At 39.8% G+C, this 22,995-nt stretch carries 16 protein-coding genes and 1 other annotated feature; all 16 genes read left to right on the top strand.

Annotation, left to right across the window (positions count from 1 at the left end; genetic code table 11):
- The first annotated feature begins 156 nt into the window (after positions 1-156).
- The gene (locus FHY47_RS14155) at positions 157-1,890 is read left to right on the top strand and encodes an ABC transporter ATP-binding protein (protein ID WP_066109241.1); all 1,734 of its coding nucleotides are present in this window, start codon (positions 157-159) and stop codon (positions 1,888-1,890) included.
- Entirely contained in the window at positions 1,880-3,736 is a 1,857-nt protein-coding gene (locus FHY47_RS14150; RefSeq protein ID WP_148630951.1) for an ABC transporter ATP-binding protein, read from the top strand. The genes FHY47_RS14155 and FHY47_RS14150 overlap by 11 nt, the downstream gene beginning before the upstream one ends.
- 224 nt (positions 3,737-3,960) lie before the next feature.
- On the top strand, positions 3,961-4,149 hold the full coding sequence (locus tag FHY47_RS14145; protein WP_148630949.1) for a hypothetical protein: 189 nt from the start codon (positions 3,961-3,963) through the stop codon (positions 4,147-4,149).
- Between the two features lie 432 nt (positions 4,150-4,581).
- Positions 4,582-4,825 (top strand) — a binding site (T-box leader).
- A 92-nt stretch (positions 4,826-4,917) separates the two neighbouring features.
- Positions 4,918-6,648 carry an acetolactate synthase large subunit gene (gene ilvB, locus FHY47_RS14140; protein WP_148630947.1) on the top strand — a complete coding sequence of 577 codons (1,731 nt, stop codon included), beginning with the start codon at positions 4,918-4,920 and terminating at the stop codon, positions 6,646-6,648.
- A complete protein-coding gene (gene ilvN, locus FHY47_RS14135) occupies positions 6,645-7,163 on the top strand; it encodes an acetolactate synthase small subunit (RefSeq protein ID WP_066108669.1) in 519 nt (172 codons plus the stop codon). The genes ilvB and ilvN overlap by 4 nt, the downstream gene beginning before the upstream one ends.
- A 28-nt stretch (positions 7,164-7,191) precedes the next feature.
- Positions 7,192-8,223: a ketol-acid reductoisomerase gene (ilvC, locus tag FHY47_RS14130; protein ID WP_066108666.1), complete on the top strand. Its 1,032-nt coding sequence runs from the start codon at positions 7,192-7,194 to the stop codon at positions 8,221-8,223.
- Positions 8,210-9,748 (top strand): 2-isopropylmalate synthase, encoded by a 1,539-nt coding sequence (locus tag FHY47_RS14125; protein ID WP_148630945.1) that lies wholly within the window; start codon positions 8,210-8,212, stop codon positions 9,746-9,748. Before ilvC ends, FHY47_RS14125 begins: the two co-directional genes overlap by 14 nt.
- A gap of 23 nt (positions 9,749-9,771) precedes the next feature.
- The gene (gene leuB, locus FHY47_RS14120) at positions 9,772-10,881 is read left to right on the top strand and encodes a 3-isopropylmalate dehydrogenase (RefSeq protein WP_148630943.1); all 1,110 of its coding nucleotides are present in this window, start codon (positions 9,772-9,774) and stop codon (positions 10,879-10,881) included.
- A 38-nt stretch (positions 10,882-10,919) separates the two neighbouring features.
- Positions 10,920-12,344, top strand: coding sequence for a 3-isopropylmalate dehydratase large subunit (leuC, locus tag FHY47_RS14115; protein WP_139892828.1), 1,425 nt, complete (start codon positions 10,920-10,922; stop codon positions 12,342-12,344).
- A gap of 1 nt (position 12,345) precedes the next feature.
- Entirely contained in the window at positions 12,346-12,933 is a 588-nt protein-coding gene (gene leuD, locus FHY47_RS14110; protein WP_066108658.1) for a 3-isopropylmalate dehydratase small subunit, read from the top strand.
- Between the two features lie 134 nt (positions 12,934-13,067).
- Positions 13,068-14,081, top strand: a complete 1,014-nt coding sequence (locus FHY47_RS14105) for a tetratricopeptide repeat protein (protein ID WP_066108655.1) — start codon at positions 13,068-13,070, stop codon at positions 14,079-14,081.
- Positions 14,082-14,245: 164 nt separating this feature from the next.
- A complete protein-coding gene (tig, locus tag FHY47_RS14100) occupies positions 14,246-15,535 on the top strand; it encodes a trigger factor (RefSeq protein ID WP_066108652.1) in 1,290 nt (429 codons plus the stop codon).
- Between the two features lie 405 nt (positions 15,536-15,940).
- Positions 15,941-17,200, top strand: a complete 1,260-nt coding sequence (gene clpX, locus FHY47_RS14095) for an ATP-dependent protease ATP-binding subunit ClpX (RefSeq protein ID WP_066108651.1) — start codon at positions 15,941-15,943, stop codon at positions 17,198-17,200.
- Between the two features lie 480 nt (positions 17,201-17,680).
- Complete coding sequence (lonB, locus tag FHY47_RS14090; protein ID WP_066108648.1) at positions 17,681-19,345, top strand: ATP-dependent protease LonB; 1,665 nt, start codon at positions 17,681-17,683, stop codon at positions 19,343-19,345.
- Positions 19,346-19,585: 240 nt separating this feature from the next.
- A complete protein-coding gene (gene lon / locus FHY47_RS14085; RefSeq protein WP_139892829.1) occupies positions 19,586-21,910 on the top strand; it encodes an endopeptidase La in 2,325 nt (774 codons plus the stop codon).
- Positions 21,907-22,488 (top strand): ribosome biogenesis GTP-binding protein YihA/YsxC, encoded by a 582-nt coding sequence (gene yihA, locus FHY47_RS14080; RefSeq protein ID WP_066108642.1) that lies wholly within the window; start codon positions 21,907-21,909, stop codon positions 22,486-22,488. The genes lon and yihA overlap by 4 nt, the downstream gene beginning before the upstream one ends.
- The last annotated feature ends 507 nt before the right edge of the window (positions 22,489-22,995 follow it).

Raw genomic sequence — 22,995 nt, 5'->3', positions numbered from 1 at the left:
TTAGGAAATTCCGTGTGTTTTTTTATCTATCTATATATAAAGCTCCTAAACTGTTTTTAAAAGGAAAGGTAAATTGGGCTTTTTACTTGTATGATTGAAAAGGTTTTAGCAAAATAAGGATGTAGTCATATGTCGGTAACGAAAAAAGGTGAAGGTATGGGGTATTTACGAAAATATATAAAGAAATATGGAGTTTTATTTACGGTTGCGATTCTATTTTTAATGGTTGAAGCCATTTGTGATTTGCTTCTGCCTACGATATTAGCAACGATGATTGATAAAGGTGTAGCAAATAAAGACCTTTCTTTTGTATTGGAAATGGGCGGAGTGATGTTAGTTGTTACGGCAGTAGGTGCGTTGGGTGCGATAAGCAGGAATATAATCTCCAGTAATATTTCGCAAAAAATGGGAGCCGAACTTCGCTCTGATTTATATAAAAAGATACAGTCTTTAAAACTCGTGCAAATGAACCGTTTTGAAGCAGCGACTCTAGTTACAAGGCTTACAAATGACGTAACGCAGGTGCAAGTATTTGTGAACGGCTTGATGAGAATTATGGTGAAGGCTCCATTGATTTGTATAGGGAGCATTATCATGGCAGTCCGTTTAAATGCTTCTATATCATGGATTCTATTAATTATTATTCCGATTGTAGCGGGTATCATTATGCTGAATCTGAAACTTAGCTTTCCTTTCTTTATCCGCGTTCAAAAAGTGACAGATCGCTTGAACGGGGTAATGAGAGAATATTTATCCGGCATACGGGTGATCAGGGCATTCAATCGTTCTAAGTTTGAGAAGGAGCGTTTTGAAGAACGGAATGATGATTTGGCAGAAACCTCTATTAAAGCTATGCGAGTAATGTCTGTATTTAGTCCTGGAATCATGCTAACCGTGAATTTTGGAATTGTGCTCGTCCTTTTAGTGGGCGGTTGGAATATAAATAATGGACAGATGCAGGTTGGACAAATTGTTGCCTATGTGAACTATATGACTCAAATCTTAGTATCTTTATCGATGATTTCAATGATATTTAATTTCTTTGTTCGGGCAAGGGTATCTGCCGGAAGGATTGGAGAAGTATTTAATACTGAGGAGCCTCCTTCAACACTTGATACATCTGGAAAAGCTATTGATAAAGAAGGTATCTTTTTTAATCAAGTTGGTTTTTCATACTTTGGAACGAAGGACTTTGTAGTAAAAGATGCTACCTTTCATGTAAATATGGGAGAGACAGTTGGGATAATAGGTTCAACCGGATCAGGAAAGAGCAGTCTGGTTAACTTGATTCCTAGATTGTATGAACCTTCTAAAGGTGCCATTTATATGAATGGGGTAAACATTCAAATGATGGACCCAGCTTTATTGAGAGAGTCTGTGGCATATGTGCCTCAGAAATCTATATTATTTACGGGAACGATTAAAGAAAATATACTTTGGGGAAATGGGAATGCCAGTATGGAAGAGGTGGTACAGGCAGCCAAGGCAGCCTGTGCCCATACATTCATAGAGGCTTTGCCCAATGGGTATGATACTCATCTTGGACAGGGCGGAATTAATCTTTCCGGTGGCCAAAAGCAAAGATTATCGATTGCCAGAGCCCTGTTGAAAAAATCATCTGTTTTAATTCTTGATGATTCAACCAGCGCACTTGATGCGGTCACGGAGAAGCAATTAAAGGAATCATTAGGGGAAAGAACGAAAGGGTCGATGATTTTTTTGATTGCCCAAAGAATAACCTCTGTTATGGATGCCGACAAAATTATCATTATGGATAATGGGAAAATAGTAGGTATTGGAAATCATGAAGAGTTAAAAACACATAATCCGGTTTATCAGGAAATTATACGTTCGCAAATAGGTGAGGAGATGGTTAGCCATGGCAAATAAATCGGAGAATGGAAGCAAGCCCTCACAGCCGCAAATGCCGAAACCAGGGGGAAGAGGCCATGGCCATGGTGCGGGCCGATTTGCTCCTGTAGAAAAACCTAAGGATTTTACGGGAACTCTTAAACGGATTTGGGGATTTTTTGGGTCTGAAAAGAGAAGTCTGTGGATTATTTTTGGCTTTGTTGTTATTAGTTCAGCTATCAGCTTATTTGTTCCCTATTGGATTGGAAGAACGGTCGATACGATTGCGAAGGAATCAGTTGACCTGAACTTATTACATATGATGATTCTAATTTTGGCTGTGGTCTATGTAACAGATGGAATATCCAGTTTGCTCCAGGGCTGGATGATGGTCCGAGTTTCTCAGCGGGTTGTTCAATCTTTAAGAAGCAAGCTATTTCATAAGCTGCTTAAATTACCAATCGGTTATTTTGATTCGCATGCCCATGGCGATATGATGAGCAGAGTTACAAATGATATCGATAATGTCAGCAGTAGTATTTCTCAATCGACTACGCAGCTGATGGGTGGAGTCATCACAATAACGGGATCATTTATTATGATGCTAATATTGAGCCCCATTTTGACGGTTGCTGCATGTATTACGATACCATTTATGTATTTGCTGACGAAAATGATTGCTAAACGGACACGGGTTTTATTTCGGGAACAGCAAAAACATTTAGGCAAATTGAACGGACATATAGAAGAAACGATATCCGGAACGCTTATTATTAAAGCCTTTAATAGAGAAAATCAAGTGGTCGAGACGTTTGAAGAAATCAATGGTAAATTATTTGAATCAGGAAGGAAGGCACAAATCTGGTCAGGTTATTTAATGCCATTAATGAATGCAATTAATAATCTTGGACTGGCCGCGATTGCAATTGTAGGCGGTATCTTGGCTGTAAATGAAGCTGTAACGATTGGGGTGATCGCCAGTTTTGTCAGCTATTCAAGGCAGTTTACGAAACCGTTAAATGAATTGGCCAATATATTCAATCTATTTCAGTCTGCAGTTGCAGGTGCTGAACGAGTATTCCAGGTGATTGATGAGAATGAAGAGACAAAAGATGGCGAGCATGCGGTTCCACTCCGGCATTCAGAAGGAAATGTAACGTTTAAGAATGTTTCATTTGGATATGACGCAAATCACCCCATCTTAAAAAATATCAGTTTTGAAGCAAAAACGGGCAGCCACAATGCGCTAGTGGGACCAACTGGTGCAGGGAAGACAACCATTACGAATCTCTTAACCAGATTTTATGAGGTATCTGAAGGGAGCATCTTAATCGATGGGGTAGATATTCGTGATTATACAAGAGAGAGCTTAAGAGATACGTTTGGGATTGTGCTGCAGGACACGTATTTGTTTACGGGAACCATTAAAGAGAATATAAAATATGGCCGGTTGGATGCTACAGATGAAGAAATGATTGAAGCTGCCAGAACGGCAAATGCTCATTATTTTATTACAAGACTTCCAAATGGCTACGATACGATGCTTCTAGAAAATGGCTCGAATCTCAGCCAAGGGAACAAGCAGCTGCTAGCTATTGCCCGGGCAATATTAAAGGATCCAGCAATCCTGATCCTAGATGAGGCAACGAGCAGTGTAGATACGAGAACAGAGCTTGCCATACAGAATGCTATGCGTAAAGTGATGAGAGGACGTACCAGCTTTGTGATTGCACACAGGCTCAGTACGATTCGCGAGGCAGATAAGATTATGGTCATTGATGACGGCCAAGTCAAAGAGAGTGGAACGCATGAAGAATTATTACGTCATAAAGGTCGATACAGTGAAATGTATGAAAGCCAGTATAAAAATATCCAGACTTCATAATGTGAAATCCTGTGGTAATTGATCCGCAGGATTTTTTATTGAATTATATGTAAATAATATGGAAATTATATGCTACTATTAAAATAGTATTTAAGAAGGAGTTCGATTGCTTTGAAAAAAAGACGACCCTGATACTATTTGTCCTTTCATTCATCTATCTATCATTGGCCCAAGTATTAAGTTGGAATAAATACTTTGTTGTTTGGGAGGGTAAGGTATATGAAATGAAGGAAGATGAGGCAATAGATCCTCGGAAAATTGGTAAATACATAGGCAAGGTGGAGTCAATAGCAGATTACGATACCGGACAATATAAAGGGAATGGCTCTAACATATACCCTGTAGGCACTAAGTATTATAAATTGAATAATCAATCTTCTGATTCTGCCATTGCTGTTGAAATCGGTAACTAAAAATGGAAGAAAGCCGAGTTTATCCATGAAGCACCGTTCCGTTTTACCGACCTGTTTGGGAAATACTTGCCTTATACACTTTTAGCAGCTATTGTATTTATTATTTTAGTGAAATTTATACCCAGAATCAGAGTGTCACAATAAATTCCAGAGCTTATAGGCTCTTTTTTTGTGTAAAAAATAGAGATGAAATTTCATTTATTTCTTTTAATTACAAATGATATTGCGATGATAAAAATTTAAAAATAGGAAAACCGCTTAGCAAAAACAATGAAAGCGCATACAATTATTCAGAATTAATTAAATAGTCTAATAATTTAGAAAAATCAGTTGACTATGTGTCTGGAAGGTCGTATTATAAATTTCAACGAGATAACAAATTAGTAATTATTTGGATTTATAATAGTGGAACTAATAACAAGAATTTAATAAGTAGAAGCGATGATAAGGATAAGTAGTAAGTGGGCTGAACAGTTACAGAGAGCCGATGGTGCTGAGAATCGGTACTGTTTCCAAGTATGAACTCCCCTTTGAGCGTCTGTATGAACTCTCCAGTAATACAGACCGGGTTTGACCGATCAACCCGTTATCAAAAGTAAAGAGTGCATGATTGATGAAATCAATTATGAATTAGGGTGGTACCATGGAAAGGACAACAAGCCTTTTCATCCCTGCGTTTCAATTGGGAAACGTATGTGATGAAAAGGCTTTTTTATTTTTAAAAAAGACCTGGCAAATAAGCCTATCACTAAACAGGAGGTAGATTCCATGTTGGAGAAAACAGCTCTTGCTGAGAAGAAAAGCCTACAAACTGAAATAAAAATCAGCGGAGCCGAGATGTTGGTCAATGCCCTGAAAAAGCAAGGAGTGGAGGTTTTATTTGGATACCCCGGAGGTGCCGTTCTACCCATTTATGATGCACTTTATAAATCGGGATTGAAGCATGTGTTGCCAAGACATGAGCAAGGCGCAATCTATGCGGCTGAAGGATATGCAAGGATAAGTGGAAAGCCTGGAGTGGTAATTGCTACCTCTGGTCCCGGAGCAACCAATATTGTCACAGGTCTTGCTGATGCCATGATGGATTCCTTGCCTTTAGTCGTTTTTACCGGTCAGGTTGGTACAGGAGTAATCGGAACAGATGCTTTTCAGGAGGCAGATATTTTAGGAGTTACAACACCGATCACAAAGCATAATTATCAAATTCGAAATACGGCAGATATTCCAAGAATCGTGAAGGAGGCCTTTCATATTGCTTCAACAGGACGGCCAGGGCCAGTCCTCATTGATATTCCGAAAGATATGGCTCAGCTCGTAGCAATAGAAGAGGAACCTGAGACAATCCATTTGCCGGGATATCAGCCAAAGTATGAACCTAATTATTTGCAGATTAGAAGACTCGTAGAAGCAGTCAGTTCTTCTAAGAAACCCGTTTTCTTGGCTGGTGCAGGTATCCTTCATGCGAAAGCCTCAAAGTACTTACTTGAATATGCTGAGCAACAGCAAATCCCAGTCGTTAATACATTATTGGGACTTGGCAGTTTTCCTCCGAGTCATCCGCTTTACATCGGAATGGGAGGGATGCACGGAATATACGCAGCCAATATGGCACTGTCTGAATGTGACCTATTAATCAATATTGGTGCCAGGTTTGACGATCGTTTAACAGGTAATCTATCAAAATTTGCACCGCATGCAATGGTTGCCCATATAGACATTGATCCTGCTGAAATCGGTAAAAATGTTCCGACGGCTATCCCGGTTGTAGGAGATGCCAGGCATGCTCTGAAGCATTTAATCAAGCAGAATGGCAAACAGCCAGATAACGAGGGCTGGAGGAAGCAAATTCAGAATTGGCTGGAGGATGCACCATTCTATTATGACAAGGGGAACGGTCAGCACCTGAAACCACAGAGAATTATGGAAATGATTTATGAAATGAGTAATGGGGATGCCATCGTGACAACCGATGTTGGTCAGCATCAAATGTGGGCTGCCCAGTATTATCCTTTTAAGCGTCCGAATGCATGGGTAACCTCCGGAGGACTTGGCACGATGGGGTTTGGATTACCGGCTGCGATTGGAGCACAAATTGCTGAACCAGATGATTTGGTTATCTCCGTAAATGGTGATGGGGGTATCCAAATGTCCATTCAGGAACTTGCTGTTATCGCAGAACTGAACTTGCCAGTAAAAATTATCATTATCAATAATGGTTCTCTTGGAATGGTACGCCAATGGCAGGAAATCTTTTATGAATCCCGATACTCAGAAAGTGTATTTCGTTCCCAGCCCTCCTTCAGCAAGCTGGCTGAAGCTTATGGAATAAAGGGATTCGATATCCGGACGGAGGAAGAAGCTGAAAGGGTATTTAACGAAGAATTTAGTAAAGATAGTCCAGTACTAATCAATATTTTTGTAGAACCTAAAGAAAATGTATACCCAATGGTTGCACCTGGAAAGGGAATTAATGAAATGGTAGGGGTGAAGAAAAATTGAAAAGGATCATCACTTTAACCGTTCTAAACAGACCGGGTGTCCTTAACCGGATTACCAATTTATTTACGAAACGAAATTATAACATTGAAAGTATTACGGTAGGGCAATCCGAAATGGAGGAGAGAGCGCGAATAACTTGTGTTGTAAACGTCGAATCCGTGCAAATTGCAGAACAAATTACCAAACAATTAAATAAACAGATTGATGTCATAAAGGTACAGGACATAACAGATCAATCCGTTGTAGCCAGGGAGCTTGCGTTAGTAAAAGTAACAGCCACTCCCCAATCGAGAAGTGAGATTTACTCACTCATTGAGCCTTTTAGAGCTTCGGTTATTGATATTGGCAAAGAAAGTCTTGTGATTCAAATAACCGGTGAATCAAATAAAATAGAAGCTTTTATCGAATTAGTCAAGCCGTACGGAATTAAGGAATTAGCTAGAACAGGCACTACCGCTTTTGCCCGCTCCACTCAAATGGGCAACCAGGGAACAAAGAATTATTCAATTGTCTAAATAAAAATGAAAAAGGGAGAGAACAATTATGGCAAAAATGTACTATCAAAATGAAGCAAATGAAGCAGCTTTATCAAATAAAAAGGTAGCAGTTATTGGATATGGATCACAGGGGCATGCCCATGCACAGAACTTACGGGAAAGCGGATTTGAAGTAGTTATTGGATTGCGAGAGGGTAAATCTTGGAACCAGGCGGTTGAAGATGGATTTGATGTTAAATCTGTTAGGGAAGCAAGCGAGGAAGCAGATGTAATCATGATTCTCTTACCGGATGAACATCAAACAAAAGTATATAAAGCAGAGATTGAACCAGTCTTGCGAAAAGGTCATACACTGATGTTCGCTCATGGTTTCAATGTCCATTATCATCAAATTGTTCCTCCGGCATTTGTAGATGTATCCCTAGTGGCGCCAAAAGGACCGGGCCATTTAGTCAGAAGGACATTTGAACAAGGGGCAGGTGTTCCAGCATTATTTGCCATCTATCAGGATGTGTCAGGTGAAGCAAGAGAAGTTGCATTGGCTTACGCAAAAGGGATTGGAGCACTTAGGGCAGGAGCTCTTGAAACTACATTCAAGGAAGAGACCGAAACAGATTTATTTGGAGAACAGGCAGTACTTTGCGGGGGACTTACCTCCTTGGTAAAGGCAGGTTTTGAAACGCTGACGGAAGCTGGCTATCAGCCTGAGCTTGCTTACTTTGAATGTTTACATGAATTGAAATTAATTGTTGATCTCATGTATGAAGGCGGCATGGAAGGGATGCGCTATTCCATTTCTGATACCGCTCAATGGGGTGATTTTGTTTCAGGTCCCCGCGTAGTTGGCCCGGCTGTTAAAGAAGAAATGAAGCAAGTGTTAAAAGAAATTCAGAATGGCACATTTGCAAAAGGATGGCTGCTTGAAAATCAAGTGAACAGACCTGTATTTAACGCGACACAGGCACAGGAAAATGCACATCCAATTGAACAGGTAGGCAGAGAACTTCGTCAAATGATGCCATTTATTCAACAGCAAAAAAAGAAACAGAAAGAAGTGGTCGGCAGTGCGAAAAATTAATATTTTTGACACGACCTTACGTGATGGAGAACAATCTGCCGGAGTCACTCTTAATTTGACCGAAAAACTGGAGATAGCCAAACAATTAGAAAAAATGGGTGTAGATATCATTGAGGCTGGTTTTCCCGCAGCCTCTCCAGGAGATTTCGAATCAGTGAAGAAAATTGCTGATTTAGTCAAAAATTCAACGGTAACAGGACTGGCAAGATCTGTGGAAAGTGATATTGATGCAGTGTGGGGAGCTTTAAAGCAAACGGCCGACCCGAGGATACATGTCTTTCTTGCTACATCACCCATACACAGGCAGTATAAGCTGAAAATGACGGAGGATCAGGTAGTTGAAGCTGCCGTGGCTTCGATCCGTTATGCTTCGAAGTATTTCCCGGTTATTCAATGGTCAGCTGAAGATGCTTGCCGAACAGAGCTTCCATTCCTGGCTCGGATTGTGGAAGAAGCTATCAAAGCCGGAGCAAAGATCATCAATATCCCGGATACGGTTGGTTATATCACACCGAAAGAATACAGTGAAGTCTTCCGATATCTAATGAGCCACGTTCCATCTATAGATCAGGTTACGTTGTCTGCCCATTGCCATGACGATTTAGGATTGGCGACCGCCAATTCTATGGCAGCGATTCTGGCCGGAGCGACTCAGATAGAAGGTACCATTAATGGAATTGGTGAACGGGCCGGGAATACTGCACTGGAAGAAGTAGCGCTTGGCCTATATACAAGAAAAGATTTTTATCAGGCAGAAACCGGCTTGGTTCTTAGTGAAATTAAACGTACAAGTGAATTGGTCAGTAAACTGACAGGTATGGTAATCCCGCCAAATAAAGCTGTAGTAGGTAAAAATGCCTTTGCACATGAATCCGGCATTCATCAAGACGGTGTGCTTAAAGAGAAAACAACCTACGAGATAATTGAACCTGAATTAGTTGGATTAAGTTCTAACTCCATGGTGCTTGGTAAGCATTCAGGCCGGCATGCATTCCGTACAAAGTTAGAAGAGTTAGGCTTCCCTGTGTCGGATGAAGAAGTTAATCACCTTTTCAAAGTATTCAAGGATCTCGCAGATCGTAAGAAAGAAATGACAGATGATGATATTGTCGCGTTAGTACTGGAAGAGAAAGTAACAAAAGAGGATAACTATTATGAATTAATTTCCATTCAGGTTCAATACGGAACCAATCAGATTCCTACAGCAACCGTTACATTGTCAGGGGTAAATAACGACAGAATACAGGAGGCCGCCACTGGAGCAGGGAGTATTGAAGCGTTATACAATACGCTCGAGCGTTGCATCCAGAAACCAGTTAAGCTGCAGGATTACCGTATTCAATCAGTTGGCGGTGGCAGAGATGCGTTGGCACAGGTGTTTGTAAGAATTATTTATCAGGGAGTGGAAACAAGCGGACGGGGATTAGCCCAGGATGTGTTGGAAGCGTCGGCCAAAGCGTATTTAAATGCTATTAACCGAGTGATTTTAACAGTAGAGCACCAATCAATGGTGATCACGAATTAATCAATAAGGGGGATTTCTTCGATATGAAAAAAAACATTGCTGTATTGCCGGGTGACGGAATTGGACCAGAAATTATGATAGGAGCCCTCGAAATCCTCAATGCTATTGGTGAACGATTCGGGCATGAATTCGTCTTTGAATATGGGCAAATTGGCGGGGCAGCGATTGACACGGAGGGTACCCCTTTATCTGAAAAAACGATTGACCTTTGTAAACGAAATGATGCCGTGTTACTTGGAGCAGTTGGCGGTCCGAAATGGGATCATAATCCCCCGGAGATGCGACCTGAGCAAGGGCTGTTAAAAATCCGCAAAGAGTTAAATTTATACGCAAATATGCGTCCAATCAGTTATTATGCCAGCATCGAGGATTCATCACCTTTGAAAAAAGAAATCATTGATGGTACGGATTTTTTAATCGTGAGGGAACTAACGGGCGGGTTATATTTTGGCAAACCGAGTAAGCGTAATTATCATGATGGCATGGAATCTGCTGTCGATACTCTGTATTACGAACGCGAAGAAGTAAAGCGGATTATCACACTCGCTTTTGAATTGGCAAAGGAACGAAAAGGAAAGGTAACATCCGTTGATAAGGCAAATGTATTAGAATCAAGCCGAATGTGGAGAGAGGTGGCAGAAGAAGTAGCCAGTGAGTATCCAAAAGTGAAGCTTGAGCATATGCTCGTAGACAACGCGGCGATGCAGCTTATCCGTAATCCAAGGCAATTTGACATATTGGTGACTGAAAATATGTTTGGTGATATTTTGAGCGATGAGGCAAGTGTCTTAACTGGTTCACTTGGAATGCTACCTTCAGCAAGTCTTTCTGAAAATGGTTTGCATTTATATGAACCAATTCACGGCTCTGCCCCGGATATCGCAGGCCAGGATAAAGCTAATCCAATTGCAATGATTCTGTCTGTTGCATCGATGCTTCGCCATTCCTTCCAAATGGAAGAAGAGGCAAGTATAGTGGAACAAGCGGTGAAAAATGTACTGGACTCCGGCAAACATACAATAGATATATCAGGAGATGGAAAAGTGCTGTCAACTACGGAAATGGCCAGGTCTATTAAGGAAGAAATTTTGCAGAAGGACGCTATTTTTCACATTATGGAAGCGTACGCGTAAAAAAATTAAAGGTATCAATAAAATGAGGAGGGATCTATGTGGGTAAATCGATCGTGGATAAAATCTGGGAAAATCATATAGTGCACAAGGAGGCGGGAAAACCAGATTTATTATACATCGATCTGCATCTCGTTCATGAAGTGACTTCTCCTCAGGCATTTGAGGGTCTTCGCCTAAAGAAAAGAAAGGTACGCAGGCCAGATTTGACCTTTGCAACAATGGATCATAATGTCCCCACCATTAATCGTTTTGTAATAACAGATGAGGTGGCGAAAAGGCAATTGACAGCACTTGAACGGAATTGCCAGGACTTTGGAGTACCTTTAGCAGGCCTTGATAGTGAAGACCAGGGAATTGTCCATGTAATTGGACCTGATTTAGGCTTAACCTGGCCGGGAAAAACCATTGTTTGCGGCGACAGCCATACATCTACACATGGTGCATTTGGTGCATTGGCCTTTGGAATTGGCACGAGCGAAGTGGAGCATGTATTAGCGACGCAAACCATTTGGCAAAACAAACCGAAAACGATGAAAATTGAAATAAACGGTTCACTCCAAAATGGGGTTACTGCAAAGGATGTCATTTTATTTATCATCACTCAAAATGGAACGAACTTTGGTAACGGTTATATTTTGGAATATGCAGGAGATGTAGTACGTAATATGTCGATGGAAGAGCGCATGACTATGTGTAATATGTCTATTGAAGGTGGCGCTCGTGCCGGTCTGGTTAGCCCGGATGAAACTACTTTTTCTTATATGAAGGGCCGGAAATATGCTCCCGTGCCGGACGAATTCGAGGAATATTGTAAGCGGTGGTCAGAATTGGCCAGTGATGCTGATGCAGATTATGACAAAGTAATCTACATGAATGGAGATGATATTTCTCCTATGGTCAGTTGGGGCACCAATCCTGGGATGTGCAGCCCAGTAACCGGGAATATCCCTCATTCAAATTCAATGAAGCCAGCAGCAGCCAAAACATTACAGCGAGCGCTAGAATACATGGGTCTTAAAGAAGGTCAGGCAATTACAGATATACCGGTTCAGCATGTATTTATTGGTTCCTGCACAAATTCCAGGATAGAAGATTTAAGGGAAGCGGCTGAAATTATCGATGGTAATAGGGTTGCTGCAGGAGTGAGAGCAATGGTCGTTCCAGGCTCACAGGCTGTTAAGAAGATGGCAGAGGAAGAAGGTCTGGATACGATTTTCAAAGCAGCTGGATTCGAATGGAGAGAAGCAGGCTGCAGCATGTGCTTAAGCATGAATCCAGATGTGGTGCCGGCAGGTGAACATTGTGCTTCCACGTCGAACCGTAATTTTGAAGGAAGACAGGGCACTGGAGCAAGAACGCATTTAGTATCTCCGCGCATGGCAGCAGCGGCAGCGATTTACGGAAAGTTTGTAGATATCAGAGAAGCGGTGAATCCTTTGATTTCTGGAAAAGGAGGTCATTAAAATGGAAAAAATGACAGTCTATACAGGTAAACCTGTTATTCTTGAACGCGATCATGTCGATACAGATCAGATTATACCGAAGCAGTTCCTAAAGCGCATTGAGCGTACCGGGTTTGGCAGGTATGTGTTTTTTGACTGGCGTTTTCATGCAGATGGAACCGAGCGAGACGATTTTGAACTGAATCAGCCTGAAGCTAAAGGTGCGACCATTTTGTTGGCAGGTGAAAATTTTGGATGTGGATCCTCTCGTGAGCATGCCCCATGGGCACTGGGGGATTATGGGTTTAAAGTAATTTTAGCTTCCTCCTTTGCAGATATTTTTCATCAAAACTGTTTGCAAAATGGAATACTGCCGATAACCTTAGAAAAAGAGACTCTTGCTTCACTAAAGGAATTTATACGTAAAACACCGTTGGATCTAACGGTTGATCTACCTAATCAAGAATTGAGAGCACAAGAAAACGTACTTGCTCGATTTGATATTCATCCATATTGGAAGAACATGCTGATTAATGGTTGGGATGAAATTGAACTAACGCTTCAGTATAATGAAGAAATCAATCAATACGAACAGAGAATACTGGCATAGACTACAAGATATATAGTCTATGTTTTTTTGCGTTTCATTGTTTATTGAGTGAATAACAGAAAGATTTTTTGTTTTTCATGGAAAGGCATGCTAAACTAACGACAATTAATTCAAAAAAATCAAGGCGGTTTGTTATGAAGAACACAAAAAGTGAACGAAAGGATGAAAAGGTAATTCCTTTTCCTAATCTGGCACAATTGCTCCTCAAAAAAGGTATGCAAGCCATGGAGGAGAAAAAATTCAAAAATGCCCGTGAATTATTTGGCCAGGCGTATGAATTGGAACCGGAAGATGAAGATATCAATATCGGATTGGCTCTGTCACTTGTAGAGCTCGGGAATTACCAAGATGCAAAAGCTATAGTGAATAAGATGATGGGAAATGGAATTGGAGAGTATTTTCATGTCATCAATATTTATTTAATGATCCTTCTGCAATTAAATGAACATCGCGAGATTATATCGGTAGTCGAAGCGTTATTGGAAGAAAATCAAGTACCTGAAGGCAGAGTTGAATCATTAGAACATCTATTGGCTATGAGTAAACGAATTGTGGAACAGGGCAGCGAACAGGAATATTCAGATGATTTTCCTGAATTTAAAGTCGAATCACCTCAAATTCAGGAGGAAGAAATAAAAGTTATTTTGGAAACCGGAACGATGCAAGAGCAATTTTTTATGCTATCTTCACTTGCAGGGCAAAATATTAGACCGTGGGTAGGGCTGCTTTGCCAATATTTAATAGAAGAAAAACATCCTTTTTTAAAAACCTTTACTTTATCCATATTAAAAGAGCAGGAAGTGGATAAGATTGTAGAGGTGGATAAGTTCGGTCAAACTATTACAGTGAATATAGTAGACTTACCAATTGTTGAAGAAACGCATTTTTTATCTGACATACATAAAACCTTACGTGACAGGTTGGAAAATAATAATCCTATCATGTTCGAACAGGCAATGGAAATGGTTAAAAGGCATAATATCCTGCTTTATCCATTGAATATACCGAATCTCGAAGGATGGGCAGAAGGCTATTATCGAATTGTGTCGGAAGCCTATGGAATCGATTTGAAGGAGCCTGATGAAAGGATAAATATAATTATAGAGGAAATCAGGAATCTAGAGGGGATGACTTTCCCTGTTATTTGAGGGTCCAAGTCTTGAAACGTAGGAAACCTATGTTATAATATAGTGGTTGCAATATGCATTGGTACAGTAAGGCTGTACTGCCTAAGATCAATAAATCTAGTTGCACATAATATCGTGTTAAGAGAAAACGATTATTAGGAAATATATATAGTGGAGGGAAAACCATGTCTGCAAAATGGGAAAAGCTTGAAGGGAACAGCGGTGTATTAACTGTTGAAGTACCGGTTGAAAAAGTAAACGAAGGCTTAGATTCAGCATTCAAAAAAGTGGTTAAACAAGTACAAGTGCCAGGATTCCGTAAAGGAAAAATGCCTCGTGCATTATTTGAAAAGAAATTTGGCGTTGAGTCTCTTTACCAAGACGCATTAGATTTTATTCTTCCAGAAGCATACGCTAATGCAATTGAAGAAACTAAAATCGAGCCAGTTGATCGTCCAGAAATCGATATTGAAAAAATGGAAAAAGGCGAAGCTCTTATTTTCAAAGCAACTGTTACTGTGAAGCCAGAAGTTAAACTTGGCGAATACAAAGGTATTGAAGTTACACAACTTGATACTGAAGTAACTGATGAAGATATCGAAAAAGAAATCAAAACTTTACAAGAGCGTAACGCAGAGCTTGTAATCAAAGAAGAAGGACAAGCTGAGAATGGTGATACTGTAGTTTTAGACTTTGAAGGATTCGTTGATGGCGAAGCATTCGAAGGCGGACAAGCAGATAATTACTCCTTAGAACTTGGTTCTAACTCTTTCATTCCAGGATTTGAAGAGCAATTGGTTGGTCTTGAAGTTGGTGGAGAAAAAGATGTTGAAGTTACTTTCCCAGAAGAATATCATGCTGCAGAATTAGCAGGAAAACCAGCTGTATTCAAAGTGAAAATTCATGAAATCAAAACAAAACAATTACCTGAGTTAGATGATGAATTTGCTAAAGATGTTGATGAAGAAGTAGAAACATTGGAAGCACTTAAAGAAAAAATCAAAACTCGTTTAGTTGAGTCTAAAAACCATCAAGCAGAGCACCATGTAAAAGACACAGTTATCGAAAAAGCGGCAGAAACTGCAGAAATCGATATTCCAGAAGCAATGATCGACACTGAAACAGATCGTATGATTCAAGAATTTGAACAACGTCTTCAAGCTCAAGGTATGACTCTTGACATGTACTTCCAATTCTCTGGCCAAGACAAAGATGCTCTTAAAGGTCAAATGAAAGAGGAAGCTGAAAAGCGTGTACGCATCAACTTAACTCTTGAAGCAATCGCTAAAGCAGAGAACCTTGAAGTTACTGAAGAAGAAATCAACACTGAAGTACAAGCAATGTCTGAGCAATATGGCTTGACTGCTGAACAAATCATCCAAGCGCTTGGCGGAACTGAAAGTGTTAAAGGTGACTTATTAGTAAGAAAAGCAATCGACGTATTAGTTGATAACAGCAAAACAGTAGAAGCTTAATACACATATTAAATAACAAAACAAGGTGCGATTTTATCGTACCTTGTTTTATACATACTATACATACTAATTGCAGGGCCAAAGTTTCGAGAAGATTCGACTTTTAGAATCGAAATATTTTAACACATACATAATTGCTTTTTTCATGAATTAAGTGTAGATTAATTCTAAATAAATAGGATTTAAAACTCTTCCATTTTTGATTTCCAGGATTGAAAGGAGTCAAGAATGGATATTATGTACATATACATAAGGAACAATTAGTTTGGCAAATGAGTACGGCCTTTTTCTTACCTTATATGGGGCAATGTATGTTACAATCCTTACATACCCTTCATTAGTTAATCTGGATCGTAAAGAATTGCAGATTTCATGATAGAGTTCATAATACCAAGGGGTGAAACTATGTTTAAATTTAATGATGAGAAAGGGCAATTGAAGTGTTCTTTCTGTGGGAAAACTCAAGAACAAGTCCGAAAACTCGTAGCGGGTCCAGGTGTTTATATATGTGATGAGTGCATAGAGTTATGCACTGAAATTGTAGAAGAAGAACTGGGTACTGAAGAAGAAGTTGAGTTAAAAGATATACCAAAACCAATGGAGATCTTAGAAATCCTTGATGAATATGTTATTGGTCAAAAAGGTGCTAAAAAATCCTTGGCAGTAGCCGTTTATAATCACTATAAACGTGTAAATTCTAATAGCAAAATTGAAGATGTAGAATTATCTAAATCCAATATTTGCTTAATCGGGCCTACTGGAAGCGGGAAAACACTTCTTGCTCAAACTTTAGCCAGATTATTAAATGTACCATTTGCCATTGCAGATGCTACGTCATTAACTGAAGCTGGTTACGTGGGTGAAGATGTTGAAAATATCTTACTTAAGCTAATTCAGGCTGCTGATTACGATGTAGAGAAAGCTGAAAAAGGCATTATATACATTGATGAAATCGATAAAATTGCACGTAAATCTGAAAACCCATCCATTACACGAGATGTTTCAGGTGAAGGTGTACAGCAGGCGTTGCTGAAAATTCTTGAAGGCACAGTGGCAAGCGTTCCGCCACAAGGAGGAAGAAAGCATCCTCATCAAGAATTCATCCAAATTGATACAACGAATATTCTATTCATTTGCGGTGGTGCATTTGATGGAATCGAACCGATTATTAAACGCCGTCTTGGCCAAAAAGTTATCGGTTTTGGATCAGTTAAAGAAGAAGTTGAAGATAAAAACTTGTTAACTAAAGTTCTTCCTGAAGACATGCTTCGTTTTGGATTAATTCCAGAATTTATCGGACGTTTGCCGGTAATTGCTACACTTGAGCAATTAGATGAGGATACATTAATCCAAATCCTTACTAAGCCAAAAAATGCGCTTGTTAAGCAATTCCAAAAAATGCTTCAACTTGATGACGTAGAACTCGAATTTGAGGACGGAGCGTTGTTAGAAATTGCGAAAAAAGCAATTGAGCGTAAAACAGGTGCACGTGGACTTCGTTCCATTATTGAGGGAATTATGCTGGATGTCATGTTTGAACTTCCTTCCCGTAATGATATTAAAAAATGTATCATTACAGCTGAAGTGATCTCTAAAGGCGAATCTCCAAAAATAATTCTTGTTGATGGAACAACTGAAACAGTTGAAAAGAAAACATCTGCTTGATAAAGATATAAGTTGTAGAAGAGGCCAATCAAAATCTTGATTGGCCTTTTTTGTATTGCAAATGACGTAATTTACAGGTTATCTATTCTTAAATGGATACATGTTTGGAGAGTTAGAAGAAAACAATTGCTTTTATAGGAAGAATAATAAGAGATTGACCCGATTGGAGTAGGAATCCAGCTGATTCCTTCATTAATCCAGCCAATTTTAGATTTTATCCAGCCAAATTCAGCACTAATCCAGCCAATTCAGCTCAAATTCCAGCCAAACGCTAAAGTAGATGGCAGGTTTTGGTGTAGATATATAGAGCTTGAGTCATAAGGATAGCCACCCACTGCGGGAGGAAAGAACACATCTGTGCGCCTCCTCTTATGCTTGTCGAAGCCTGATCAGTCGGCTCAGCTTTTTGATGTTTATTCCATCCTTTCTAGGGAGATACTAGCTTGTATCTCAACGATGTGATTTCAGGAGGGTGCTTATATGAGTTGGACTGGTGTGGTTATTGTTATCCAGCTGTTCTTTGGAATAGTGATTGGCATGTATTTTTTAAATTTGTTAAAGGGTCAAAGGGTACAAAAGGTTTCGATTGATCGAGAGGCTAAGAAGGAGATGGATCAGCTTCATCGAATGAAGTCTATCTCATTAACTGAGCCGCTTTCCGAAAAGGTAAGACCAGCACGGTTTGATGATATTATTGGTCAGAAGGATGGAATCAAGGCACTAAAGGCAGCACTTTGTGGGCCAAATCCACAGCATGTACTAATTTATGGTCCGCCTGGAATTGGGAAAACGGCCGCTGCGCGACTGGTGCTGGAAGAGGCTAAAGCAAATATGAAATCTCCATTCAGGCAAACCGCAACATTTGTAGAATTGGATGCCACAACAGCCAGATTTGATGAGAGAGGAATTGCTGACCCACTTATAGGCTCTGTTCATGACCCAATCTATCAGGGCGCCGGAGCAATGGGCCAGGCAGGTATTCCACAGCCAAAACAGGGGGCAGTTTCAAATGCTCATGGCGGTGTCTTATTTATTGATGAAATTGGAGAATTGCATAATATACAAATGAACAAATTATTGAAGGTATTGGAAGATCGGAAAGTACATTTTGAAAGTGCATACTATAATGAAGAGAATCCGAATATACCAAAACATATACATGAAATTTTTCAAAATGGATTGCCTGCTGATTTTAGGCTTGTTGGGGCTACAACGAGAACACCTTCTGAAATTCCGCCTGCGATTCGTTCCAGATGCATGGAAATTTTTTTTCGTGAATTAAATCAGGAGGAACTGAAAAAGGTGGCCAAAAATGCAGTTGAACGGGTGTCCTTAGAGATTAGTGATGAGGCGCTTAATGTCATTGGTAATTTTGCCAGCAATGGACGGGAAGCTGTAAATATGGTTCAGAGTGCCGCAGGTTTAGCCATTACAGAAAATAGAGATTATATTAAAGATGAAGATATTGAATGGATTGTTCAATCCAGCCAAATGTCTCCTAGATATCAAAGCTTTATTGCGAAAGAATCTGCCGTTGGTGTTGTAAATGGTCTGGCTGTAACCGGACCAAGCTCAGGGGCGTTACTTGAGATTGAAGTGACGGTTATTGATGCGGTTGATAAGGGATCAGTTAATATAACTGGAATCGTAGAAGAAGAAAGTATTAATAGTGCTGGAAAATCCATCAGAAGAAAAAGCATGGCTAAGGGATCGATTGAAAATGTGGTGACTGTCCTGAGAACGATTGGCGTACCAGCTGACAAATTTGATATCCATGTTAATTTTCCGGGCGGTATACCGATTGATGGTCCTTCGGCAGGCATTGCTATGGCCGTTGGGATTTACTCAGCTATCTATCAAATACCGGTAAAAAATAATGTTGCAATGACAGGAGAAATCAGCATTCACGGGAAGGTTAAGCCGGTTGGCGGTGTGTTTACGAAAGTGACAGCAGCTAAGTTAGCGGGAGCCGATGTAGTTCTGATTCCGGAAGAAAATATACAAGCCCTGTTAAACCAAGTCGAAAATATTGAAATTAAACCTGTCAGGAACTTAAAGGAAGTATTTCAACTAGTATTCGATCGTACAGCGGCCATTGATACTATTATCGAAAATATGCCACTTTCTGAACGGGAAAGCGGCTGAGGGAACAAAATTAAAAGGCTTGCATCAGAGCGAGCCTTTTTTTTGTCTTACTAATAATGAGAGTGGGAAATTTTGTTACCCTAAAAATTGATGAAAGGTGTTACATCCACTTAAATTTAGGGAAAACAAGTAACATGGTTTCGTTTATCGTCCCAAATAGACACAAACCAGTAAATACGATAAAATTGGTAAAAGGCCAATGAATAATACATATATTAGCATGTTTTGGAGGTGCAACAAATGGCAAACACTATGGACAAAAACGTTCCCCTCCTGCCGCTTCGCGGATTGCTTGTTTTCCCAACGATGGTTCTCCATCTGGATGTTGGAAGGGAAAAATCTGTTCAGGCGCTAGAGAAAGCGATGGTAGATGACCATTTGATATTTTTAACTACTCAGAAGGAAGCTTCTACAGATGAGCCCAGTGAAGATGATTTGTATGAAATGGGTACACTCACTAAAGTAAAACAGATGCTTAAACTCCCAAATGGGACAATTCGAGTGTTGGTAGAAGGTTTATCGAGAGCACAAATGGTTTCCTATGAGGATGATAGTGATTTTCTTACAGCGAAGCTCGAAATTATTGAAGATCCAGTAGAGAAGGATCCTGAAACAGAAGCTTTGATGAGAACTTTATTGAATTACTTTGAACAGTACATAAAAATCTCAAAAAAGGTCACAACAGAAACATATAATTCAACTGTTGATATAGAAGAACCCGGCAGACTGGCTGATATTGTTACATCACATTTGCCGCTTAAGCTGAAGGACAAGCAGGAAATACTTGAGACCATTGATGTCAAGGAAAGATTAAACAAAGTAATCAGTTTAATCAATAACGAGAAAGAAGTATTGAATCTCGAAAAGAAAATCGGTCTGCGTGTCAAAAAATCAATGGAGCGAACACAAAAGGAATATTATCTACGCGAACAAATGAAAGCAATCCAAAAAGAGCTCGGTGACAAAGAAGGTAAGGCTGCTGAGATTGCTGAATTTGCTGAGAAGATAAAGGAAGCGGGCATGCCGGCTCATGTCATGGAAACTGCACTTAAGGAGCTGGACCGCTATGAAAAGATTCCGGCAACATCTGCAGAGAGTGCGGTCATTCGTAATTATATTGAGTGGCTGATTGCAATTCCTTGGTCGAAAGCAACGAAGGATGATCTGAATATTAGAAAAGCTGAGAACATCTTAAACAAAGACCATTATGGTCTTGAAAAGGTGAAAGAGCGCGTGCTTGAATATTTGGCTGTTCAGAAGCTTACGAATTCCTTAAAAGGACCAATTCTTTGCCTTGCGGGACCTCCAGGGGTAGGTAAGACTAGTTTGGCAAAATCCATAGCCAAGTCTTTGAACCGTAATTTCGTCCGGGTTTCTCTTGGTGGAGTAAGAGATGAATCAGAAATACGCGGACATCGCCGTACGTATGTGGGGGCTATGCCTGGCCGTATTATACAAGGGATGAAAAAAGCGGGAACCATTAATCCGGTTTTCTTATTGGATGAGATTGATAAAATGTCCAACGATTTTCGGGGGGATCCATCTTCAGCTATGCTTGAAGTTCTTGACCCGGAGCAAAACAATACTTTCAGCGATCATTATATTGAGGAAACCTACGATCTTTCCAATGTAATGTTTATTGCTACAGCCAATGATTTAGCAACGATTCCGGCACCTCTACGTGATCGGATGGAAATTATTAATCTCTCCGGATATACGGAAATTGAAAAGCTCCATATTGCTAAAGATCATCTGATGCTAAAACAAATCAAAGCTCACGGATTGACAAGAAGCCAGCTTCAAATGAAGGATGATGCGATTATCAAAATCATCAGGCAATATACAAGAGAAGCTGGGGTTCGTACTTTGGAAAGGCAATTGGCGGCAATCTGCCGGAAAGTAGCCAAGATTATTGTTTCAGGTGAGAAGAAAAAAGTTATTGTCACAGAAAAAGTAGTGGCTGAATTTTTGGGTAAACCGTATTTCCGTCATGGCGAAGCAGAGCGTGAAGATCAGGTTGGAGTAGCAACTGGACTTGCTTATACTACATTTGGCGGTGATACCCTTCAAATTGAAGTTTCTTTATCACCAGGTAAGGGCAAACTTGTGTTGACGGGTAAGCTTGGAGATGTCATGAAAGAATCTGCGCAGGCTGCTTTCAGCTATGTTCGTTCCAAGGTTGAAGATTTTGGGATTGACAAGGATTTCTATGAGAAATATGATATTCATATTCATGTTCCTGAAGGAGCTGTTCCAAAAGATGGTCCTTCCGCAGGTATTACTATAGCGACTGCCTTAATTTCAGCGCTTACGGGTAAAGCGATCCGTAAGGAAGTAGGGATGACTGGTGAAATAACTTTGCGTGGTCGTGTATTGCCGATTGGGGGATTAAAGGAAAAGTCATTGAGTGCTCATCGTGCAGGACTAAAGAAAGTTATATGTCCGATTGATAATGAGAGAGATATTGATGATATTCCTGAAAGTGTTCGTGAAGAATTAGAATTCGTATTTGTATCACAACTTGATGAAGTGCTGCAACATGCATTGGTAGGTGGAGAAAGTTGAAAATTACTCAAGCAGAGATTGTGATGAGTGCTGTTAAACCGGAACAATATCCAACAGATGGTTTTCCGGAGTTCGCTCTTGCTGGACGTTCAAATGTAGGAAAATCTTCTTTTATTAATAAAATGATCAATCGGAAAGGTTTGGCCCGTACTTCATCTAAACCGGGTAAAACACAAACATTGAACTTTTATAAGCTTAATGAGCAATTATTTTTCGTCGATGTACCGGGATATGGATATGCGAAAGTATCCAAGTCCGAACGTGAAGCATGGGGTAAGATGATTGAGACATACATTACGACACGTGAGCCTTTACGTGCTATGCTCTTAATCATTGATTTGCGCCATAAACCTTCTGTGGACGATGTAATGATGTATGATTTTCTTAAGCATTATGAGATACCTTGTATCATTATTGCAACCAAAGCGGATAAAATTCCAAAAGGTAAATGGCAAAAGCATCTAAAAGTCGTGAAAGACACACTGAATATTATCGAAAGTGACGAAGTGATTTTGTTCTCTTCGGAGACTGGGCTTGGAAAAGATACGGCCTGGAATGCCATACAGGCGCGAATATAAAAATTGATGTGAAAAGAGCTGCATATTAGTTATGCAGCTCTTTTCATATGTATATTCTAATATCAGAAGCTCTGATGAGTATTTTTTGGTAAAGCCCTTAATTCATAAAGGATGGCAGCATCACTATTTTTTCCTTCCCTAAATTTAAATATCATGATACCTGTTTCTTTGATTCGTTGGTTATCCGAAGGAATGTTAAACCAACCACCTTTTAGGTCATCCAGCCGGTATAACGGACAACTAGCTTTTCTCCCTGTTCTATTAAATCATCTATTATCCATTCATCATCCTGAAAAACATTCCTATACCATTTCATAAATTCTCTCAAATCATTTTTGGGGTTATCTGTATTTCTTGAGTGGAATATAAAATGTGAATCTGTAAGCTGATCTAAGAGTTCAAGATTACCTTTCGTAAAGTATTCATCGAACTATATCCTGGTGACTTCTCTTTTTTGATCAGTAATCACTTTATCTCCCTATACTTGTATAAGATGGTCCGACCTTT

The organism is Bacillus sp. E214 (genome assembly GCF_008087365.1).
Lineage (GTDB): Bacteria > Bacillota > Bacilli > Bacillales > Pradoshiaceae > Pradoshia.
The sequence above is the reverse complement of the archived record's forward strand: the minus strand, read 5'-3'. Positions and strand labels throughout refer to the sequence as shown.